We start from the raw sequence: 20,036 nt of genomic DNA, 5'->3' as shown, positions 1-20,036 counted from the left end.
TCATAAAGAAAAAAACGATTTGAATCTGGATACCAGGGTGTTGTCTGAGTTTATTTATGCACTCAACATCGCACGTCGTCAGATTCTCTCATATCCTCCAGGTCATCCGGTGATCAATGCGGCCGCGGAGAAATTGCTCGATTTGTTGCCTAAGATGTTTGAGTTCCGCCAGCACATTACGATCGGGGTTGCCCGCGACACTCTCCTTGTCGGCAACCAGGCGCTGGACAACACGAACCCTATTTATCGTGATTTTGCCAAAAACCTTTTTGATGCAAAAGTAGCTTCATTGACGATCAATAAAGATGTTACTGCCGCTGAAATCTGCAAGTTCTTTGAACTCCTGCGTTACAAACCAGAAGACCTGGCCGATCGTGGCGGCCTGCATCGCGTCCTGACCCTCTCCGACATTAAAGGGCTTTCAGCGCAAGGTGTTGATTTTGGAGCTTTTTACGCGACTGAAGTCAGCCAGGTGCATGCCCCGAAATCAAAATTAATTGAAGACGAAAGCGCCGTCCTATGGAAATCTTTCGTTGGTGGTCTGGTTGCCGGCACACTTGACCCTAATGGAGAAAAACTGGCTCCAGACGCACAACTTGACCCTGAGTTACTCGCTGAAATCATGAATCGGGAAGATGGCGTAGAGGGGCAAGGTCTGATTCGGAATTATGAAGAAGCCATTACCTCTTTTCTTAAAGAGACAGACCGCGACAAACTTCAAAGTCAGGCGAGTCAGGAGACTCTTCGTCGTCTTGGTGATTTGGTCGGAAACCTTAAGCCTGACCTGCGCCGCCGCTTTCTGAACAGCACCCTGAAATCATGCTCAGGGCGACAAGAGATGGCCGGAGAGGTTCTTAGCCATTTACCTCAGGCTCAGATTCTTGAAGCCATGGAGCAGGTCGATAATGAACAGCTCGAAATCCCCCAGGCACTTATGGATGTCCTTGGCAAGCTGGGCCAACATGGTGGAGGCGAAAGGGGCGGGGGACGTGTCGCAGGAAAAAGGGAGCGTTCTTCCGAGGAGACGACAGTCCTCCTTGGTCAGTTATTCAGTGCTGATCAAGCTGATAAATTTGTGCCTGATGACTATCAGGATGCCCTGGCCGTTCTAGCCGCGGCAGAGACTTTGCCAGGGCTGGACCGTAAACAGGTTGATGCGTTGGTTGAAACGCTGGATGGACATGCCGTTGAGAGACACCTTTGCAATGTTATGTTCGATCTCCTTGATCGCGGTGTTAATAAAGTGACCGTTAACGCGATCAGTCGCAACATGGAAGAGTTGATCTTCTATTTCCTGGAAACCGGTGACTTTGTTGCTCTCATCAGTGTTCATGACCATTTGTCACGTCATGCTCGTCAGGTTGAGAAATGGCTGGAAACACCTGAAAAGTCAGCGTTGCATATCTTCTCCAGAGAAGAGTTTGTCGAGCATGTTCTTGACAGCTTCGATACCTGGGGAAAAGCAAAATACGGCTCAATAAAAAGTCTCATTAAGAGAGTCAAAAAGCCCTTTGTCGACCCGCTGCTAGAGCTCCTTGTTCAGGAGGGCAGCATGTCAAAAAGGCGCCTTTTTATGGAGTGCCTGCATGCTGTTGGTATTGATGCGCGTGAGCAGATTGAGGCCAGACTGCATGATCGTCGTTGGTTCTTTGTCCGCAACCTGGTTGTCTTGCTACGGGGGATGGGAGACCCAAGCGTACTGAAAGCCTTGGGAAGATTGGTCGGTTATGCAAATCCAACGGTCCAGTTTGAGGTTATGCGCACGTTTATTCATTTCAACGACCCGCGTGCCGACCGATATCTGGTCAAAGAACTTGACAGTAAAGATCCCGGTGTCCTTCTTCAAGCCGCAAGACTGGCCGCCAATAGCAGAAGCCCTGAAGTGGCCGCTAAGCTGTCCGGAGTTTTAAATCGTAAGCTGCTTAATGAAACCGATGAGAATGTTAAAAGTACCGCCCTCAAAGCTCTTGCCGAAATGGCTCTCCCTGAAGCTTTGCCCGGGTTAAGGCAGTTTCTTCACAGCCGCAGTCTGTTGCAGAGTTTTCAGAGCAACAGCCTTAAGATTGAGGCTGTTAAAACCCTGGGCCGCTACGATTCTCCAGATGCGGTCGACCTGGCCGAAGAGGTTTATCGTAAGGCTTCCGGTGAACTTGCCCGTGCCGCCGGACAGGTTTGTCTGCAAAAAAGAAGGAAGTTGCCATGGACCTGAACCGCTTGAACGCTGTCGACCATTGCCTGCGGCATTTGACCACGGCGATTTCCACTTCAAAACTCTATTCCGCAGAGCATAAGCAGGTCAAAAAACTTTGTCGGATGGCTCATTCCTCTCTTCTGGATGCAATTGACGGACAGGAGAACCTTTCCCTGATCCGGGTCGACGAACATCTTGCTGTCGATGAACATCCTCTTGAGAGGTCGATGTATATCGAACGTTTTGCTCGTTTGATCAAAATGAGCGGTATCGGGCACATAAAGTTTTCACGAAATGTGACGTTTGATGAACTGCACGCACTCCTGAGTAGTTTGGGCGGTTCAGGAAAGGTCACTCACAGCAGCGAAAATATCCGTCTTGGCCAGATTGAAGTTCGTCATCGTTCTGCTCGTGGTGTTGCCGGGGCCGGTCAGGAGGCCCTGACAACTGTACCCGAGGGGGAGCAAGCTGAACCCGAACTATTTAAGAGGGGCGTTGACAATAACGTCCTGATTGAATCTGCGCAGATCCTGGAGAACATCAGCAGCGAGGAGCTGTCTCGCGTTATGGAGGTTTACGAGGCGGTGAAGAACAATCGCCGTCTTCAGGTGGTAGGCCTCTCTGAAATCGTCTCCGGATTCATCGACGTGTTTGCAGGCTTCGCCGATCCTTTGCTGACCCTTGTGCCTCTCCGCAATATGGATGAATACACCTTTACACATTCCCTTAATGTTTGCCTGCTGAACCTGGCCCAGGCAACAGCTCTTGGCATCGAAGGACAATTACTCCATGATATCGGTTTGTCGGCCATGCTGCACGATGTTGGCAAGCTTTTTATCCCTGAAGAGGTCCTCAACAAGCCTGGCAAACTCGATGACAAAGAATGGGCCTTGATGCAGACTCACCCTGTACGTGGTGCTGAGTACTTGCTTGATAGTCCGGGTGTTCCTCGTATGGCAGTCCTTAATGCTTACGAACATCATTTACGTTTTGACCTTAGTGGCTACCCCCTCGTCAAGAATGAATGGCAGCAGAACCTTTGCAGCCAACTCACCAGTATTTCTGACGTCTATGATTCGTTAAGAACCAAAAGGCCGTACCGGGCCCCCCTCGAGTTGGAGGTTGTTCTTTACAATATTGAACAATTGAAGGGGACACAGTTGCATCCTCTCCTGGTTGATAATTTTCTTCTCCTGATGAAGAAAGTCACGCCTCAAAAAGAAGCATGACACCACGCCGTCAACGGTTTTAGTTCGTTTAGATAATTCCTGGGAACTTTATCTGGTTATTTATTGATTATCCCCGCGTCTTCGTAATATTTATATGCATAACCGGGTTAAAAAATCTGGGTGTCTGTCCTCACTTGACAGCTGTTCTGCCTCAACTAAAGTTAAAACGGTAAAACAAATCTTTCGGGAGGCTTCATGAACGTATTAGATTTTGCAATCGAGATGGAAAATGATGGCTTTGAATATTACAAAGACCTCGCTGACTCTTCGACGCTACCTGGCCTGAAAACTATTTTCACTTCCCTGGCTGCTGATGAACTCAAGCACGCCAAGGTCTTCAAGGACCTTGTTGCCGGGGAGACAGTCGGCAAAATGCCTGCATCCGAAACCCTTGAAACGTCAAAGAACCTGTTCAAGCAGCTTCCCGGAGGCTCTGAAGGGTTAAAAAACATTGCTGATTCTCTCAAGGCTTATCAACACGCAATGAAGCTCGAAGCCAACAGTTTCCGTTTCTATGAGGAGATCGCCGAAAAAGAGACCAACCCGGAGGTGAAGGCCTTGTTGCTACAGATCGCTGAAGAGGAGCATGCGCATTTCAACATCCTCGAAAATGTCTATAGCTTTGTCAATGCTCCAAATCAAAGTCTGGAGTGGGGTGAATTCAGTAACCTGGGTGAGTTCAGGCAGTTTGGTCGAGAGACTGACGGCTGATTGCAGGAGTCGCTTGACTGAGACGACACAGGGTCTTAAGACACCTTCCGAATCACAAGAAGTTCGAGCATTCCGAAGTAAAACAGTCTGGATGAGATAATCTCAAAGCCTGATTTTTTGACGAGCAGACAGTAATCGTCGCGGGTTGGAAACTGCTTAAGACTATCGGCGATATAGGCGTGTATTGTCGGGTTCGCGTGCAGTAAAGTGCCCCATAGTCCGCACCAGCACTTGAGTAGCCAGTATTGGCTGACTTGACTTACGGGGTGAGCCGATTTAGAGAAATCGAGAAATGCAGCACACCCTCCTGTTTTCAAAATCCGATTGACCTCCTGCAAACCTTCTCCAAGGTCCGGCGCATTGCGTAGCGCGTAACTGCCAGTGACGATATCAATGCTGGCATTGTCGAGGCCGGTTTCTGCCATATCCCGGCAGGTAAAAGATACGTTATCGAAAGGGTTGTGCTTTTGAGCCCGGGTCACCATCTCTTCTGTCAGGTCGATGCCTGTGATTTTGCTATCAGGGAATCGGTCGGCCAGAAGAAAGGCAACATCTCCGGTTCCTGAGGCAAGGTCAACACAGACCGGAGCGACAACCGCGGGAAGGGCCGCTACCAAATGTCTTTTCCACGCCTGATCACGGCCAAGAGACATGGCCCTGGTCGCAATGTCATAGCGACTGGATGCTGCACTGAAATGGAGCTCATTAAAGGATCTTTTTTTGTCCGGACTGTCTATCTGTTTTTCGATACCAAGGACACCTCGCCAGTTTCGCATCAAAGTCCTCCCGGTATTGGCTGCATCAATTTCAAAGCTTCCTTTTCATCGATCTGAAAACTGTCCCGGGCTATTTCCTCTAGATTGTTGTAGAGGTAGTTCCTTGATGTGTTCAGCTTTTTAAGCAATTTCTTCTCCTGAACAGAATATTGTTCACCCCTTTTAGTGAGAGTCGGCGCATAAAATGTGACAAAGTTGTGTCGTTCCTCAAGAACGAATTCAATCATGAGTCTGAGATGCCTGTCACCCTTGTCTTCTCTGTCCTTAGCGTCTCTCCGAACAGCTTCATAGGCCCGATAAAGCTCATCCGAGTAACGGCGTGAATCGACCCAACCCTCCCGGTCTTCCGGCCAGGCCCTGAATTCTTTTTTCTGAATCGCAGCGATCACGTGTTTGAGTACTTTACTGTTGAGAATGGTTTGCATAACCAGCGCAGCATCGCGACGGATCAAGCGAACTTCCCCCTGGTGGGGTGGCTCCGCAGGAATCGACGCCCGCCAGATTACGGAGTCTGCGCTTGCCTGAACAAAAGAAGGAAATGTAGGAACAAGAAGACAAAACAAACAGACGGCAATGGTTCTTATCACTCTGAGGTGCTCCCTTCTTTTGTGCCGAACAAGATCAGGCTGGCTGGGAGTACGAGCAGATCACAAATAAGTGCGCCCAGCATCGTAACGCCCGTCAACAAGGAGAAATAGATGGTTGGCAGAAAGCTGCTCAAACCACCCACCGAAAAACCCAGGAACAACACCAGGGCAGAGATCGAAAGGGCTCGACCCGTTGCAGTGGTCGTTATTGTCACCGCTTCTTTACTATTACCTTGATACTCTCTTTGAAAACGAGCCAGGTAATGGATTGTGCTATCCACCGTTAAGCCGATAACCACGGCCGCTATCATGGCGGTTCCAGTGCTGAGATCAATATGCAAATACCCCATCAGACCTCCCGTCCACGCCAGCGGCACCAGGTTGGGGATGAGGGCCATGGCCAGCAGTTTAAAGGACCGAAATAGAATATAAATAGCCATCAAAACCATACTGAGAGAGAGGCAAAAGCTTCGTACAACGTTAGAGACCAGTCGATTTGAGTCAACAACCACCTGGTAGAAGTCTCCTGTGGGCCGCAGTTCGTAATCGTTTCCCAGTTCTCTTTTCGCCAACTGTTCGATTTGCGAAACCAGGCCGGCGGTGTCGGCGCTGCCGATAGTCTTGATTCTCACATTGATACGCAGAGTGGTGAACTCCGGGCTGACCAACTTACGCAACTGCTTCTGGTTCGGGCTTGTTTCGAGGAGATCAAAAAGATAGAGAAGACTTTCGTTGTTGTCGGGAAGACTAAGTTGCTCCTGATTGGTTTCGGCACGATTGAGCTGTTTGATAACGCTCAATAGACTGTAACTGCCAGCGACCTTTTGCAAATCATTAATGGCGTCCTGCAGGTTATCAATGCAAGTCAGGTCCTCAAGACGGGTCAGCGCACTGCTGTCTCTGCGCGTCAGCATAAATTCGAGGCTGTTCACACCTCCAACAGCGCGCTCGATAAACATCGTATCTTGATAGATTCTCTCCGTCGGTTTGACGAAGCGAATCAGGTCAGTGTTGTTATTGATATGGGTTAGTCCGCTTAAGCCAGCCAGGGCAAGCAAGAGTGCCAAGGTTAGGACCAAGCGAGGGTGTTTAACCGTCAACCTTGCCGTCGTTTGTAGAACCGCACTCAGCCTTCCCGTGTCGTAGCGGCGACTTATCTTTGGCAAAGGCATATAGCTGAGCAATGCCGGCACCATGAGCATGTTTACTGAGAAAGAGAGCATCACTCCCATGGCGGAAAAAGCACCAAAAAGTTTAACGGCAGGAATAGAACTGACCGTCAAGGAGACAAGACCAAGTGCCGTAGTAATTGCGGTAAACAGGCAGGGGTGAAACAGTTCGCGAAATTCTTCGACGATCAAAGGTTTCGGATTTCCTGATTTGCCTGCGAGTTGCAACCAGCCATTGTAAAGATGCACCGTGGTCGAGACAGACAGAACCATAATGACGGGTGGCAGCAAGGCCGTGATGGTGTTGAGTGATAACCCGCATAGTGTGTAAATTCCGACGGTCCAGCAGAGACTGATTGCCATGACTGCAAGTGGTAGCAACAGGCCTGAAAAACGTCTGAAGACCAGCAGCAGAAGTGAGCCGAGAACCAGGGTCGAAAAAGGAATAACAACCTGTTGATCACGTTGGATCAGACGGGAGACGGTCAGCTTTTGCAAAGGGATGCCGGTCAGGTGCCAGTTCTTATCGCTGTAGCCCGATGAAAGCAACGCCTCTATGGCTGTAAGACCGCGTCCTTGCTGATCAATATCACCGGTCAGGTCAATGATGATTATGCTTGTTTTTAGATCTTGTGATACCAGCAGTTGCGCAAGGACAGGATTCTGCTCAAGAGCCTTGGTGATTGCGTTTTGATATGTCTTCCCGGCGTCTTGTTCCGGAATAAGTGGAACAAGCTCAATTCCGAAATCTCCAGCGACAAGTTGCTCGGCATTTGTCAGGCTTAAAACTCTTGTGACACCTCCAATTCGGGTGAGCTCCTGTGTAAGCCGTTTTATTGTTTGTAGACTTTCAGGCTCTAGCAAGTCGGGGTGGGTTATTGCGAGAAGTAACACTTCATCATTGCCGAAAATCTTTCGAAAGCTGTCATAATTCCCCTTTAACTCCCTGGTATGTGACACCATTGAGACATTACTGCTCTCAATGGGAACCTGGAGAGCAAAATAAGCGAAGAACAGGGTTGCTGCCAAGACTCCAAAAAGTGACCATTTACGCCCTTTGCCGGTCAACCATAACAGCAGTAGCTCAATGGTCTTGGATGATTTTTTTGGAGATTCAGTCACAGGCGTTATCCAAAATCAATGCTGGTCGTTGTCAAGTGAACTCAATGAACGGTAAGGGATTGTCAGCATAGCAAAATATGCAGGGAGTGATTTGTTGAAAATTGGACCAAGCAGGACTTTGACAAGGAAGAAACGCAGTACTGAAGCAAGCGTCCCACGACGTGTTCCCATCCACATGCCCCTTTCTGCACGTGTGGCCGCCACGGTAAATGCAAGACGGCGAAAATGATCATACTCTTCAAAAAGGGCCTGGAAATCCTTGCTCTTGGAAAAATTTTTAAACAGGGCCTCTGCGAGGAATTCCGCATCGGCAAAACCTGTGTTCATGCCTTGACCGCCAACCGGGCTCATGACATGCGCAGCATCACCACACAAAACAACTCGATCACTATGATAGCTCTGGCAAACAAAACGCCTTGTCCTGAACATGCTTTCTGAGAAGCACTTTGAACCCTTCAAGTCGTAACCGGTCCGTTTTTGCACGTCCCTGATCAGTACCGTTTTATCCGGAGGATTTATCAGATGGTCAGTTTGTAGAATCCAACGTCGTCGTCCTTTTGGCAGCGGGAATGATTCGACTGAGCCATGACGACTGAAAAATAGATGGGCTTCATCTCCAAGGCCAGAATGGTCGGCAAAGTCAGCCATCAGGAAACAAGCCGGGTATTCCTTCTCTCCGGTGAGTTTTATTCCTGCCATGTCCCTGACGATACTGCGGTGGCCGTCGCAACCGATTAGAAAGGAAGCAGTTACTTGCCTGACTTCAGTAGTACCCGGTTTTTTCACTCTCGCCGTGACCATCTTTTCAGCCTGTTCAATGGCTATCAAGTTGGTTTCTCGACAAAGCATGACGCTTCCGTAACGTAATAAGTTTTCCTCTAAAACATTTATCGTGGTGGCCTGAGGGATGGCGAGGATATAGCGGTGGGGATTGTTCAGAGATTGAAAGCTGAGTTCTCCAGCGAGTTTTCTTCCTTCGTGAACCTTGGCAAGCTCAACGCGAACACCAAGATTGACAAGAACGTCATCAAGACCAAGTGTATGAAAGAGGTCAAGAGAGGGCGGGGTGACGCCGATGGCCATAGATTCGGCAGGCGGTGCGGCAGTTTTTTCTATCAGTAGTGTGTTGAGATTTTTCTTTCCGAGCAGGTTCCCCAGCATCAGGCCCACCGGCCCGCCGCCGACGATGATTACATCATAATCAGGAGCGCTTGCCATTGGTGGTCCTGTTTGCCTGAAGTAGCGCCATTTCGACAGTTAGCCCCGGGCCGAAAGCCATGGCGAAGACTTTCTCCTGACCTGATATTGACGCCTGGGAGAGGGTCTCTTTAAGGACAAAAAGAATTGTTGCGCTGCTCATGTTGCCGAACTTTTGCAAAACTGTTCTCGAGGGTTGAACTTGACCCGCGGAGAGACTGAGACTTTTGGCGACCTTGTCAATAATTGTCTTGCCTCCCGGGTGCACGGCCCAGCGATCAATGTCTTGCGTTGTTAGTTTATTCTTAGTGAGAAGGGGCACCAGGAGGTCATTGATGCCGGCACCGATGATTTTCGGGACATAACTCGAGAGTGAGATATCGAAGCCCAGGTCGCCGATACTCCAGGCCATGGCTTCTTTTCCGCTCGGGATAAGTGCGGAGTCGAAGTCGTCTATCCGATATGTGTCGATTCCTGGTTGCGGTGAGCGGCCACTGACCAGGACCGCTCCGGCGCCATCGGCAAAGAGTGAATTGGCCAGAATCGTATCTTCACTGCCATTGATCTGCAGGTGAAGACTGCAGAGCTCCAGGCACATGACCAGCACAACGGCTTCCGGGTCAGCCTGGCAGAATTGAGCCGCCATGCTCAGCGCCGGAAAGGCAGCATAACAGCCCATAAAGCCGAGATGGTAACGTTTCGTGTTGATGGGAAGGCCCAGTTCCTGGCATAAAAAATAATCGATTCCGGGGTTAAAGAAACCCGTGCAGGAGGCTGTGATCACATGAGTAATCTCTGCCGGGGAAAACTCGGGGGCCGCCGCAAGCAATTTGTGGCCAAGATCAACAGCCAGCTTGTGACCTTCACGAGTGTAGGTGCTATTGCGTTCAGATGTGCTTGGCTGTCTATAAGAGCCGTCCTCCTTAGGGATAAAAAAGCCCTCGCCCCAGTCGGGAATAACACTGTGACGTGTTTCGATGCCAGAGTTTCGGTAAAGCATCCGAACCAGGCGCTTGTCACGCTCGTCAATGGTCCACTCAAGCATGTGCTTGCCGACGTCTTCCTGGCTGTAGTACCTCTCGGGGACTGCCGTCTCTATATGATGAATCCAAACGGACATAATCTATCCTTGACTGGTTTGAGTGGCCTGGGGCGTCTTTAATGAGCTTCAAGAAGAAAGGAGGTTGTGACCTTGATAGTGTCTCCGACTCTGATGATGCCGAGAACTGAGGGGGCTTTGAGTTTGTAGTCGGCAAGGGAGAGTGTGAAGGCCAGGTCTGCCGTGAGCTTATCCTCGGTTTCCACAATATTCCGCAGAATCGCATTGACAGGCTTTTCGATGTCACGAATTTTTAGCTGGAACAGGAGAGGTTGCGTGCTAACGATGTTTTCTTCCAAGGCTTTCCTGATAGTGCTTAGAGATACTGGCCCACTCATGCCTGTAATCAGCGGATACTTTTCAGCCTCAAACATTTTGCGCATTTTGTTGTCACGGCTGGAATTGTCAGTATCCATGTCAGCCACGGCTACAGTCAGCTCAGGGACATTTATGATTCCGGCAATTTCACTGGCAATAAAAGGCTCACAGCGTCCTTTGCCATTAAAATCATGGAGTGTTGAACTTCCCTCAAAGGCAACCGTACAATGGCCCTGGTAATCTGTTGCGAGGGAGCTTGCCGGGAGGATCAGAAACAAGGTGAAAAAGATAAATGTTTTCAAGGGATAATCCTCTTCATACAAAGATAAATTTTATCGCTGCATTGTACTACAGTTTCTGGCTTTATTGTCGTTGGAAAACACACCATGTTTGCCGATCAACACATGGATAGCCTGAATCGAACGGACAGCAAAGTCTTGCCATTCGCAGCAAGGTCAATTTTCTGCTGAAAGGTGGCCTTGAACGTTCAAATTCTGCTATGGTAAGTAGCATGTCCATTTATCGGACAGCTCACAAAATCAACACCAGGAGAAGATCAAAGCGTGGACACAGAAACAAATATAGCCTTAGACTGCCCCTGTTGCGGCGAATCGATCTACGAGTCTTTGAGTTGGTTCAAGAAAACCTATTCCACTTGCCCCATTTGCGACAAAGGTCTTTCGGCCAACCAGTTTGCCTCTGTTATCTCTGATCTCGAAAAAGCGATGGAAGAGAATGTCGAAGAGATGGTCAATGGTCGACCGCAAGGTGGTGGTTGCTGCGGCAGCAAAAAGTCTTCCTGCTGTTGCGGGTCTTGACCTCGAAAACGATCACGTCTGGAGAAAATGTATGGAGATCGACCTCTACGCTCTTGAGCACCTTCTGAAAAAGCGTCTCGATGAAATTGAATTGATTGTTGCTGGAACCGGCTACTTGCCCAAGACCGTGATAGGTGTCGGCACAGTACTGCTCGACAGCCAGGGTGAAGTCGAGTTGTTGACTGCCAAACAACAGGTTACCTTCGAAAGATTCATAAAACCTCTTCTGGAATCATCGCCCAAAACCTGAGGAAAGTAACACCGCAGAAGGGCTCCCTGATAATCTATGTCGCTACAAAAAAAAATTTACATGACCCCCGGTTGCGCAAAACGATTGCGCGCTGAGCTAAAGAAACTGCTCTACACCGACAGGCCAACACTCGCAAAGGCAGCCAGGATTGCTGCGGAGGAGGGGGATCGCTCGGAAAATTATGAATACCAGGCAACCAAGAGAGCGATGCGAAAAATGGACGGACGAATCCACTTCCTGACAAAAAGAATTGAGAACTTGGAAGTGGTAGACCCTGTTAAACAAGGAGACATTGCCAACGGCCGTGTCCTTTTTGGAGCGACTGTAACCGTCGAAGACGAAGAGGGTGCAGAAAAGGTTTACTCTATTGTCGGGATCGATGAATACGATGGAGCAAAAGGCAAAGTAAGTTGGGTTTCACCGATCGGGAAAGCGCTTCTTGGCCGCTCTGAGGGAGACTCGGTATCCTTTGTGACGCCTGGTGGTGTTAGTGAATTGGAAATCGTCAAGGTAGAATACACGGCGATTGATTAAAGTGTGCAATGTGAGAGTTCTGCGTGATTTAAAGTTGGCCCTGAGATCTTTGAGCCGCTTAAACACAAGAGGCACTGATGGCTGAGGAAAAAACCGGCTTGCTATACCAATGCATCTATACGCTGGTTAAACAGATCCCGCCCGGTTATGTGTGCAGTTATGGCTGTCTTGCCCAGAAAGCAGGCTGCACGGCACGCACGGTCGGTTTTGCTTTGTCGGCACTGCCTGGAAGAAATGATGTCCCCTGGCAACGCATCGTCAACAGTAGGGGTATGATCAGCCCTCGCGCAAATGGTGGCAGTCATCAACTGCAGCGCGATTTGCTGGAAATCGAAGGGGTTTGTTTTGATGAGGCAAACCGGATCGATCTAAACGCTCACGGCTGGAACTTTCCATAATGCGGTGGCAGCTGCCTCATTAAGCTGACTCGTTGTTAAACGAGGGGACTGTCACCAATTCAATAAAGGGTGTCTTAATGGACGATCAAAAGATCAAAGTGAAGGCGGAAAGCGGCCAGATCCTGGAGGTAGGCGTCTCCAGCAAAAAACCAGAGGCCATCTGGATCATCCTGGGCGAAGGTGTCCACAATGCCAAGTGCAAGCTCACCCCTACGCGCAACAGCCTGGCCTATGCAGGGAGCGTGCTGGGCCGTGAACTTATCTATGAACGCAGCGTTGAGCAGGTTCGAGCAGATATCGCTCAGGAAGAGCACGACAGCTATCAGTTCAGGACACGGTAAATGCTCCCAGATGAAATCAAAAGACCATCGCAAAGACGCTAAGAAAGGCCATGAAAGGCGCAAGTAGAAAACACCCCTGTATCAACGAACGAGAGAGGCGTCAACCTATATCGACCTATCTTGCGCGCCACAGGATCTGGTAAAATCAAAGAAGAAACTGTCCTTGAAGAGGCTAGATAAATGTATAAAATCGTTTCCCACCCAGGCAGCGCCCACAAAGACGATTTCCTCTCTGTGAGTGTCTTGCTTGCAACCTTGAAACAGGCGGAAGTTTTCCGTCGCGAGCCGACCGAAGAAGACTTGAACGATCCCGACACTTACGTCGTAGATGTCGGCCTGGAGCTTACTCCAGAGCGCCACAATTTCGATCACCACCAGGATCGTTCACTGCCCTGTGCTTTTCACCTGGTTATGCAGCATCTTGGCCATCATGACGCCGCCATGCTGATGTTCGCATGGTATCCGCATATGAGCATGATGGACGTTAGTGGTCCTTACCGCACGGCCGAACACCTTGGTGTCGATTCGAGCGTACTCTTTGCCTCCTCGTCACCGATAGACGGCTACATCCTTTCGACCTTTGCCAGTCTCGAGTCTTTAAATGCCCAGAATCCACTCTTCGACCTTATGAAATCACTCGGTGAAAACATGATCGCCTTGATCGGACGTAAAATGGAACGCCTTGAGCGGCTCAAATCCGAGGCGAAGGTTTTTCAGGTTAAGCATCTTAAGGCAGTTGCCAGTGATATCGACAATTCCCCTAAGCTGGCAATGGAGCTCTATCTGCGCTTCCTGGACGATGAGAATATCGTGATGAGCATCACCCCGTCCAATCGCGGTGAAGGCTGGGAGTTGCTGCGTTTAGGCGATAACACCATCGTTGATTTTCGTGTCATAGAAAGCAATCAGGAGATCCTCTTTGTTCATGGCAGTGGTTTCCTGGCAAAGACGCATAAGCGTCTTCCTTTGGAAGAGGTTGTCAAGCTGGCCTGCATGGCGATCACGGAATAGGAAGAGGACTATTTTATCGGGATTCCCCATCCATCAAACCAGATCAAGTTGGGGAGGTCAATTAAAAGCACAAAACAGGGCACTCAATGTCTCCGTGCCCTGCCGTGGTAAGACTCTCTCTTAAATCTCATCTCATATAGCATAAAACAACAGTGACGAAACTGCCGGGGATCACCCTGAATCACTGCTCTGTTCAACAGTTGCTGCATCTGCTACTTTTTAAAGTAGTTCTGCTGCTAAATTCAGGTCCTGTCCTAGTTGTCAGGCATCACTCTTCAGTTTCGCCAAGAACAACCTGCAGGTTTTTTACGTGCTCCATCTGACTTATTTCGTCACTGTTTGATATACACTTTATCGGTTGAAAGCAGTCTGTCAATGCAACTAAAAAATTATAATATAGGTTAATTTCTTCATGAAAAATTACTGGTTTTAGGCGCGCCCACGTCCTTGATAAATTTGCGTCTGTCTACACACGAAAGCCCTGTGATAATCCACAGGGCTTTCGTGATAAAAGAAACTGACTTTGTTTAGATTTTGCGCACGTTAGACGACTGGGGGCCTTTCTGGCCTTCAGTAACATCGAAACTTACCCGGTCTCCCTCGGCGAGAGATTTGAACCCATCACCTTGAATCTCAGAGAAGTGAACGAACACATCCGGTCCATTGTCCTGCTCGATAAACCCAAAACCCTTCGCGTCGTTGAACCACTTCACGGTACCTTCTGGCATCTGATCCTCCATGTTTCCCTATGGGAATTCTTCTGTTGTGCAATTTCCGTTCGCCCGAAATAGAAACAATACATTGCCTGTATGCTCTGCTTGTTCTTTTTAATGCTGACACCATGTCAAACTGAGAGCGTTGGAACGCACAAATGTTCACAACATGGAAAATATTACCAGCAAATCAGGGGAACGCAACAAATCACCACGAAACAGTTAGTTGTGGTCGGGGGCAGACAGGTCACTTGATCGCTCAATGGTCGGAGCAAACAGATCAACTTGAGAGCTCCCGGATCAGCTTGTTGACGGTTTCTTTGGCATCGCCAAAAATCATCCGGGTGTTGTCCTTGTAGAAAAGTGGGTTGTCGAGACCTGCAAATCCAGAGGCCATTGATCTTTTCAGGACGAAGACCGTGCGGGCATAATCTGCGTTGATGATTGGCATCCCGTAGATCTGGCTGCTCTCACTATCTCTGGCGGCCGTGTTAACAACATCGTTAGCACCGATAACGATCGCCACGTCAAAGGTCTCCATGCGTGGATTGATGTCATCCATCTCCAGCAACAGGTCATAGGAAACGTCCGCCTCAGCCAGCAGGACATTCATGTGGCCGGGCATCCGACCGGCAACCGGGTGAATGGCATACACAACTTCACAGCCGTTTTTCTCCAGAAGGCCCTGAAGCTCCTTAACCCCATGTTGCGCCTGCGCAACCGCCATGCCGTACCCCGGTATCACGACCACGCTCTGGGCGGCTTCCAGAATATAGAAAGCATCCTCGGTGGTGATGGCCTTAACATCGCCTTCAATTTTTTTGCTGGCTCCGGAGGCGGCTCCAAATCCGGAAAAAAGAACGTTCGCAAGAGACCGGTTCATCGCTTTGCACATGATGTTAGTCAGGATGATGCCGCTTGCACCGACCAGAGAGCCTGCCACGATCAGGATGTTGTTGCTAATGGCGAAGCCTGCGGCACAGGCGGCTAAGCCCGAATAACTGTTCAGCAGAGAGATGACGACAGGCATATCAGCGCCGCCGATCGGCAACAGGGTCATTACACCCAGTGATGTGGAAAGCAGAACTGCCAAAACGAGCCAAAGGGCTTGATCCGGGTGTTGTACAAACATGACGCCGCAGACAATATTTGCCAGCAGTAATCCGCCGTTGACAAAGCGTTGGCCGTTGAACACCAACGGTCGGCCGGTTATCTTTTCGCTAAGCTTACCCCAAGCGACCAGGCTTCCTGAGAAGGTTACCCCGCCAATCATAATCGACATGAAGATAGTCAGCAGGATGAAGCGATCTAACAGGGGTTGAGAGAGAGCGATGCAGCCAACCAAGAGGCTGGCGATGCCTCCAAAGCCGTTAAAAAGGGCAACCATCTCGGGCATGGCAGTCATTGCCACCAGCCGAGCGGCAAGGGCGCCAATCAATGCGCCCGAAACGATACCGAGAAGAATCCAGCGGTAATCGATAATGGAATGGTCCAGGAGAGTCACAACCACTGCCAGCAGCATCCCCAGTGAGGAGAGGGCGTTGCCACGACGTGCAGTCTCCGGGCTGCCGAGAAACTTCAGGCCAAGGATGAAGAGCACGGCAGCGACCGTGTAACTCAGGTTGATCAGCATGACACCCGACATCAGTCCTTGGCCCCTTTCTTCTTGAACATAGCCAGCATTCGATCGGTAACAAGGTAGCCGCCCACGACATTGATCGTTGCAAAAGTGACCGCTGCCGTACCGAGGAAGATCGTTAAGGCTGAACCTTCGCCTCCTGCACCGATCAGCGCGCCAACCAGTGTGATGCCGGAGATGGCATTGGCGCCAGACATCAGAGGTGTGTGCAGGGTGGCGGGGACCTTCTTGATCAACTCAAAGCCGAGAAATATGGATAAAATCAGGATGAATGTCAGGTAAACCATGTCCATAGGGATCTCCCTGGTTTGTAAGGCTCCAGAAACGTCTCTCAAACGAGCCAAAATCTTTTCTCAAACAGTCAAATTGTCGCTTTAGCCCAGATAGTCCGACAGGCTGCTAGCTGTAATGCTTGCGGATCGTTTCGTTGGTGATCTCTCCGCCGTGGGTGATCACGCAACTGGAGAGGATGTCGTCTTGCAAGTCGATCTCGAACAGTTTCTGATCTGGGTTCCAGTATTCAGTAAAGAGGTTTATTAGGTTGTTTGAGTACATATTGCTGGCGTCCCGACACACCTGTCCCGACCAGTTACCGCTGCCGATTATGACGACTCCGTCGATCTCTACCTCTTTGCCTGCGATTGAACCCTCGACGTTGCCGCCGCTTGCTGCCGCCATGTCAACAATAATGCTGCCCGGCTGCATGCGCTTTACGGTCTCCAGAGTCACCAAACGCGGAGGTTTTCTTCCAAACACCTGAGCCGTTGTAATAACGATGTCCGATTTGGCGATCTCATCACTCTGGGCTTGCTGCTGTATGCTCAACTGCTCCGCAGTCAACTGCCTCGCATAGCCGTCTTCAGTCTGACCGGTTTCACCCAGATCGATATTGAGGAAAGTCGCGCCCAGGGATTCGACCTGCTCCGCGACAACCGCCCGGGTGTCAAATGCCGTAACCCTGGCGCCCAGGCGTTTTGCCGTAGCGATTGACTGCAATCCGGCCACTCCGGCGCCGATCACGAAAACTTTGGCGGGCTTTATGGTGCCGGAGGGGGTCATCATCATCGGCAGAATACGGTTCAAGCGATTCGCCGCCTGGAGTACCATAACGTATCCGGCAAGGCTGGCTTGGGAACTCAAGGCATCCATTTTTTGCGCTCGTGTGGTGCGGGGGACCATCTCCATACTGATTGTGCTGACCAGACAATTTTTTAGGGTTTCGATCAATTCCTGTTCTTTGAAGGGATCGAGATAGCTGACGTGAACCGAACCACTTTTGAGAAGCTTTGCCTCCTCTATCGTCGGCTTGTGTAGGCGCAGCACGACATCGCCTCTGGAGAAAATTTCCTCGGGGTTCTTGGTCACCACCGCCCCGGCTTGTCGGTATTGATCGTCGCTGAAGCCACTGCCGACACCAAGGCCTTCCTCTACCAGGACATCAACCTCCAATTGTACCAGTTTGGCGATGTTGGCTGGTGACATTGCGGCTCGTCTGTCTGTCGGTCTTGTTTCGTTGGGGATTGCGACCAATGTCATTCGTGAGTACTCCCGAATAGATTTAGACTTTTTTTAAATCATACACCACAATTGAGCGAAAAACAGGAGTGCCGTGGTTATATTTAGGCCGTTAAATTCATTCAGACACACAAATCTCAACAAGGTGACAAGTTTTCAACTGGACATGAATCAATAAATGCCAGTATCTTGAGCCCTCGATAATCCCGATTAAAATCTTTATCTCTCCACCAAAAGGCCCCAATCATGACTGATCTCGATCAAGCCCTTGAAACCTTGCGTGCCGACTATGAAGACCCAAAGGCACAATCAGGCTTTTACGACCTGTTTCTCAACTCCCTCTTCATCGTCCCGACCGTCGATGAGATGATCGACAAGGAGGACAAAAGCGGCAAGGAAAAGGTCGAAGTTCCTTTAATTATTGTTTCTGATGAGACTGATTACCTTGTCTTTTTTGACACTACAGAAAGACTTTTTGATTGGGCTGAGAAGGAGGTTCCTTTTCTGCAACTGCCTGGCCATGTTCTCGCAGAAATGACCACAGATGAACTTCACTGGGCAATGAATATAGGGACAGATTACAATAAGCAGTTTGCGCCGGACGAAATCGCCTGGCTCAAGGACGTTGTTGAGCGTTGCAAAGTAGAAGAAAACCAGACCAGCCAGTAACAGATCGACTTGTTCCTTGATGTCTTAACGACGGACGATTGGCTCTTGTGAAAAACAGTTTCTTCATTCTCCTGCTTATAACCATCTTGTTTGCGTCATCTGTTGACACTGCGTTCGCGGCGAACATTGATCTGCCCGGACAAATGGCGATGGTTGGAGTATGGCACGGAGAGGAAGTCAGCGCGAAGCATGGCGAAAGCTGGCTCGCTCTCCTTGAGACATCTTCAGGCTTTGAGCTGCAGGAAGTAACACTTTCTGTGGAAATTGTCGTAGATGACGTCATTGACATTCCGCCGTCTAAAACCGGCAAGAAGGTTTCTGTGCCTGAAGGTTTTGAGCCGTTGGTCTTATTGCGCGACCTTTCACAGTTAAGACCGGGGCCTGTTTTGACCATAGCGTCTCATGATGAAAGCTTGAATATAACGCCTCCAAAAAAATTTCTGCTTAACGGGAGCTCTTACCTCCTGGAGTTTAAATGTGCCACTGAGTTCCTGGGGCAGGAGTTTGCAGACTGCCCTCTGCAACTCAGTGAAGGCAATAAGATCCAAGCCCTTCAGAATTACCCGATTTATCATCCGTCCACGAGCAAAGCCACTATCGCCTCAGACGTCTCCCCCCGGGTACTGTGGGCTGGCGACCTTGATCGGGACGGCCGCATCGATTTGCTGCTTGACTTGACCACCCATTACAACGTTTCTACGCCAACGTTGCTTCTGTCGAGCATGGCAGGGAAGGGTGCGTTGGTTCGCCCTGCCGCAGCTTTCCGCACAACAGGCTGCTGAACGCGACTTGGTGTGCACAACAGCTCCTGCCTCTAATATCTGTGATAGAATGGATAAGGCCTTTATCCTAGGCTTTAAGGAGGCTACTGATGTCCCCATTCCCCCCTCTGTTTTTAGCCTTTTGCTTCTTATCTCTCTTCGCCTGCAAGCAAGAAGAACCTGCGCCGTCATCCCAAACTTCGGGGCTTGTCATTGCCAGCCAGGCTTACCTGGACAACTTTGGTGAGCCGCCGCAAGGGAAGGCAGGTGAAGCTTTTGCCCGCGTCGGCTATCTTCCCGTCCGCAACGCACCTGGGAAAGTGCGAGCTTTTCCGCTTTTCCTGTTCAGCAAGGATGGGGAATTACAACAAATTCTCAGTCGCCTGACCGGTGGTGACCTTGTTTTCTCAGAGGACTCTGGGCTGTACAATCCTTTCCCAAATGATTTGCAGGTAACCTCTGCGTCAACTGAAAAGGGCACACAAACCTTGTCTTTAATGACTCAGCAATCCTGGTCTGAATATGATATCGCCTCAGCCGGACTGGCCATGGCGGCGACTGTTCTCCAGTTTAAGCAGACCAACAAGGTTTTTATCATGCTGAATGGTCAACCTCTTCCACAAATGCCTGCAGACGGCTATATTCTGGACCCTGGAACTTTGGCCGATGTTGAGCCACCTTCGCTGGTCCTGATGGCGGGGATGTGGGAGCAGGGGACTGATAACCTGGATGAGCTACTTGTTGAGTTTGATCGACCTGTTAAAGTCAATAGCTTCAAGTTATACGACAGCTCTGGAAAATCTATTGAGGGTGAATACTTCACCTCCATTTTCCAGATGGCTGTTGTTGTCTTGCCAGGCGACAAAACTCTTTATAAAGAAGGTGATGTTTTGCGTGCTGAGTGGGATGTGGTGGATTTCATGGGCCGAGTAAACAGCGGCTCAAGCACTCTGCCTTTGCGTCGTTACGAACACTGAGACAGCGACGA

The 20,036-nt window shown here is 49.8% G+C and carries 22 protein-coding genes; 12 read left to right on the top strand and 10 right to left on the bottom strand.

From position 1 onward, the window contains the following. Positions 1-40 precede the first annotated feature (40 nt). The 3 genes from P9J64_02565 to P9J64_02555 all read left to right on the top strand — a co-directional run bounded on the left by P9J64_02565 (position 41) and on the right by P9J64_02555 (position 4,131). Positions 41-2,209: a HEAT repeat domain-containing protein gene (locus P9J64_02565; GenBank protein MDG5467201.1), complete on the top strand. Its 2,169-nt coding sequence runs from the start codon at positions 41-43 to the stop codon at positions 2,207-2,209. Then, positions 2,200-3,420: an HD domain-containing protein gene (locus tag P9J64_02560; GenBank protein ID MDG5467200.1), complete on the top strand. Its 1,221-nt coding sequence runs from the start codon at positions 2,200-2,202 to the stop codon at positions 3,418-3,420. Before P9J64_02565 ends, P9J64_02560 begins: the two co-directional genes overlap by 10 nt. Before the next feature lie 195 nt (positions 3,421-3,615). Further along, positions 3,616-4,131: a ferritin family protein gene (locus P9J64_02555; protein ID MDG5467199.1), complete on the top strand. Its 516-nt coding sequence runs from the start codon at positions 3,616-3,618 to the stop codon at positions 4,129-4,131. Between the two features lie 35 nt (positions 4,132-4,166). On the opposite strand, the gene P9J64_02550 is transcribed toward P9J64_02555, so the two are convergent. Genes P9J64_02550 through P9J64_02525 form a run of 6 tightly spaced genes read right to left on the bottom strand, consistent with a single transcriptional unit; the run spans position 4,167 to position 10,701 of the window. Then, positions 4,167-4,907 (bottom strand): class I SAM-dependent methyltransferase, encoded by a 741-nt coding sequence (locus tag P9J64_02550; protein ID MDG5467198.1) that lies wholly within the window; start codon positions 4,905-4,907, stop codon positions 4,167-4,169. Beyond that, on the bottom strand, positions 4,907-5,494 hold the full coding sequence (locus P9J64_02545) for a hypothetical protein (GenBank protein ID MDG5467197.1): 588 nt from the start codon (positions 5,492-5,494) through the stop codon (positions 4,907-4,909). The genes P9J64_02550 and P9J64_02545 overlap by 1 nt, the downstream gene beginning before the upstream one ends. Continuing rightward, positions 5,491-7,785, bottom strand: a complete 2,295-nt coding sequence (locus tag P9J64_02540) for an MMPL family transporter (GenBank protein MDG5467196.1) — start codon at positions 7,783-7,785, stop codon at positions 5,491-5,493. The genes P9J64_02545 and P9J64_02540 overlap by 4 nt, the downstream gene beginning before the upstream one ends. Positions 7,786-7,800: 15 nt before the next feature. Continuing rightward, positions 7,801-9,003 (bottom strand): NAD(P)/FAD-dependent oxidoreductase, encoded by a 1,203-nt coding sequence (locus P9J64_02535; GenBank protein ID MDG5467195.1) that lies wholly within the window; start codon positions 9,001-9,003, stop codon positions 7,801-7,803. Then, on the bottom strand, positions 8,987-10,102 hold the full coding sequence (locus P9J64_02530) for a type III polyketide synthase (protein ID MDG5467194.1): 1,116 nt from the start codon (positions 10,100-10,102) through the stop codon (positions 8,987-8,989). Before P9J64_02530 ends, P9J64_02535 begins: the two co-directional genes overlap by 17 nt. Before the next feature lie 38 nt (positions 10,103-10,140). Beyond that, a complete protein-coding gene (locus P9J64_02525; GenBank protein ID MDG5467193.1) occupies positions 10,141-10,701 on the bottom strand; it encodes a YceI family protein in 561 nt (186 codons plus the stop codon). A 261-nt stretch (positions 10,702-10,962) separates the two neighbouring features. On the opposite strand from P9J64_02525, the gene P9J64_02520 reads away from it, so the two are divergent. From P9J64_02520 to P9J64_02495, 6 genes are all read left to right on the top strand, one after another. Then, positions 10,963-11,217 carry a hypothetical protein gene (locus P9J64_02520; protein ID MDG5467192.1) on the top strand — a complete coding sequence of 85 codons (255 nt, stop codon included), beginning with the start codon at positions 10,963-10,965 and terminating at the stop codon, positions 11,215-11,217. Then, positions 11,153-11,467, top strand: a complete 315-nt coding sequence (locus tag P9J64_02515; GenBank protein MDG5467191.1) for a hypothetical protein — start codon at positions 11,153-11,155, stop codon at positions 11,465-11,467. Before P9J64_02520 ends, P9J64_02515 begins: the two co-directional genes overlap by 65 nt. A gap of 36 nt (positions 11,468-11,503) precedes the next feature. Next, positions 11,504-12,001, top strand: a complete 498-nt coding sequence (locus P9J64_02510; GenBank protein ID MDG5467190.1) for a GreA/GreB family elongation factor — start codon at positions 11,504-11,506, stop codon at positions 11,999-12,001. Positions 12,002-12,078: 77 nt separating this feature from the next. Beyond that, positions 12,079-12,399, top strand: coding sequence for an MGMT family protein (locus P9J64_02505; protein ID MDG5467189.1), 321 nt, complete (start codon positions 12,079-12,081; stop codon positions 12,397-12,399). Between the two features lie 77 nt (positions 12,400-12,476). Beyond that, positions 12,477-12,740 (top strand): hypothetical protein, encoded by a 264-nt coding sequence (locus tag P9J64_02500; GenBank protein ID MDG5467188.1) that lies wholly within the window; start codon positions 12,477-12,479, stop codon positions 12,738-12,740. Between the two features lie 180 nt (positions 12,741-12,920). Further along, positions 12,921-13,751, top strand: coding sequence for an MYG1 family protein (locus P9J64_02495; GenBank protein MDG5467187.1), 831 nt, complete (start codon positions 12,921-12,923; stop codon positions 13,749-13,751). Positions 13,752-14,278: 527 nt separating this feature from the next. On the opposite strand, the gene P9J64_02490 is transcribed toward P9J64_02495, so the two are convergent. The 4 genes from P9J64_02490 to P9J64_02475 all read right to left on the bottom strand — a co-directional run bounded on the left by P9J64_02490 (position 14,279) and on the right by P9J64_02475 (position 17,639). Continuing rightward, positions 14,279-14,479: a cold-shock protein gene (locus P9J64_02490; GenBank protein MDG5467186.1), complete on the bottom strand. Its 201-nt coding sequence runs from the start codon at positions 14,477-14,479 to the stop codon at positions 14,279-14,281. Between the two features lie 265 nt (positions 14,480-14,744). Continuing rightward, positions 14,745-16,109 carry an NAD(P)(+) transhydrogenase (Re/Si-specific) subunit beta gene (locus P9J64_02485; GenBank protein MDG5467185.1) on the bottom strand — a complete coding sequence of 455 codons (1,365 nt, stop codon included), beginning with the start codon at positions 16,107-16,109 and terminating at the stop codon, positions 14,745-14,747. Beyond that, complete coding sequence (locus tag P9J64_02480; protein MDG5467184.1) at positions 16,109-16,396, bottom strand: NAD(P) transhydrogenase subunit alpha; 288 nt, start codon at positions 16,394-16,396, stop codon at positions 16,109-16,111. The genes P9J64_02485 and P9J64_02480 overlap by 1 nt, the downstream gene beginning before the upstream one ends. A 106-nt stretch (positions 16,397-16,502) precedes the next feature. Then, positions 16,503-17,639 (bottom strand): NAD(P) transhydrogenase subunit alpha, encoded by a 1,137-nt coding sequence (locus tag P9J64_02475; GenBank protein ID MDG5467183.1) that lies wholly within the window; start codon positions 17,637-17,639, stop codon positions 16,503-16,505. Positions 17,640-17,864: 225 nt separating this feature from the next. Between P9J64_02475 and P9J64_02470 the strand changes: the two genes are divergently transcribed. The 3 genes from P9J64_02470 (at position 17,865) to P9J64_02460 (ending at position 20,025) form a co-directional block, all read left to right on the top strand. Beyond that, positions 17,865-18,287 (top strand): SseB family protein, encoded by a 423-nt coding sequence (locus P9J64_02470; protein ID MDG5467182.1) that lies wholly within the window; start codon positions 17,865-17,867, stop codon positions 18,285-18,287. A gap of 47 nt (positions 18,288-18,334) precedes the next feature. Beyond that, a complete protein-coding gene (locus P9J64_02465) occupies positions 18,335-19,069 on the top strand; it encodes a hypothetical protein (protein MDG5467181.1) in 735 nt (244 codons plus the stop codon). Between the two features lie 89 nt (positions 19,070-19,158). Continuing rightward, positions 19,159-20,025 carry a GerMN domain-containing protein gene (locus tag P9J64_02460; protein MDG5467180.1) on the top strand — a complete coding sequence of 289 codons (867 nt, stop codon included), beginning with the start codon at positions 19,159-19,161 and terminating at the stop codon, positions 20,023-20,025. Positions 20,026-20,036: the final 11 nt, after the last annotated feature.

Source organism: Deltaproteobacteria bacterium IMCC39524, from assembly GCA_029667085.1.
Lineage (GTDB): Bacteria > Desulfobacterota > Desulfuromonadia > Desulfuromonadales > BM103 > M0040.
This window is presented reverse-complemented; position numbering and strand designations above follow the sequence as displayed.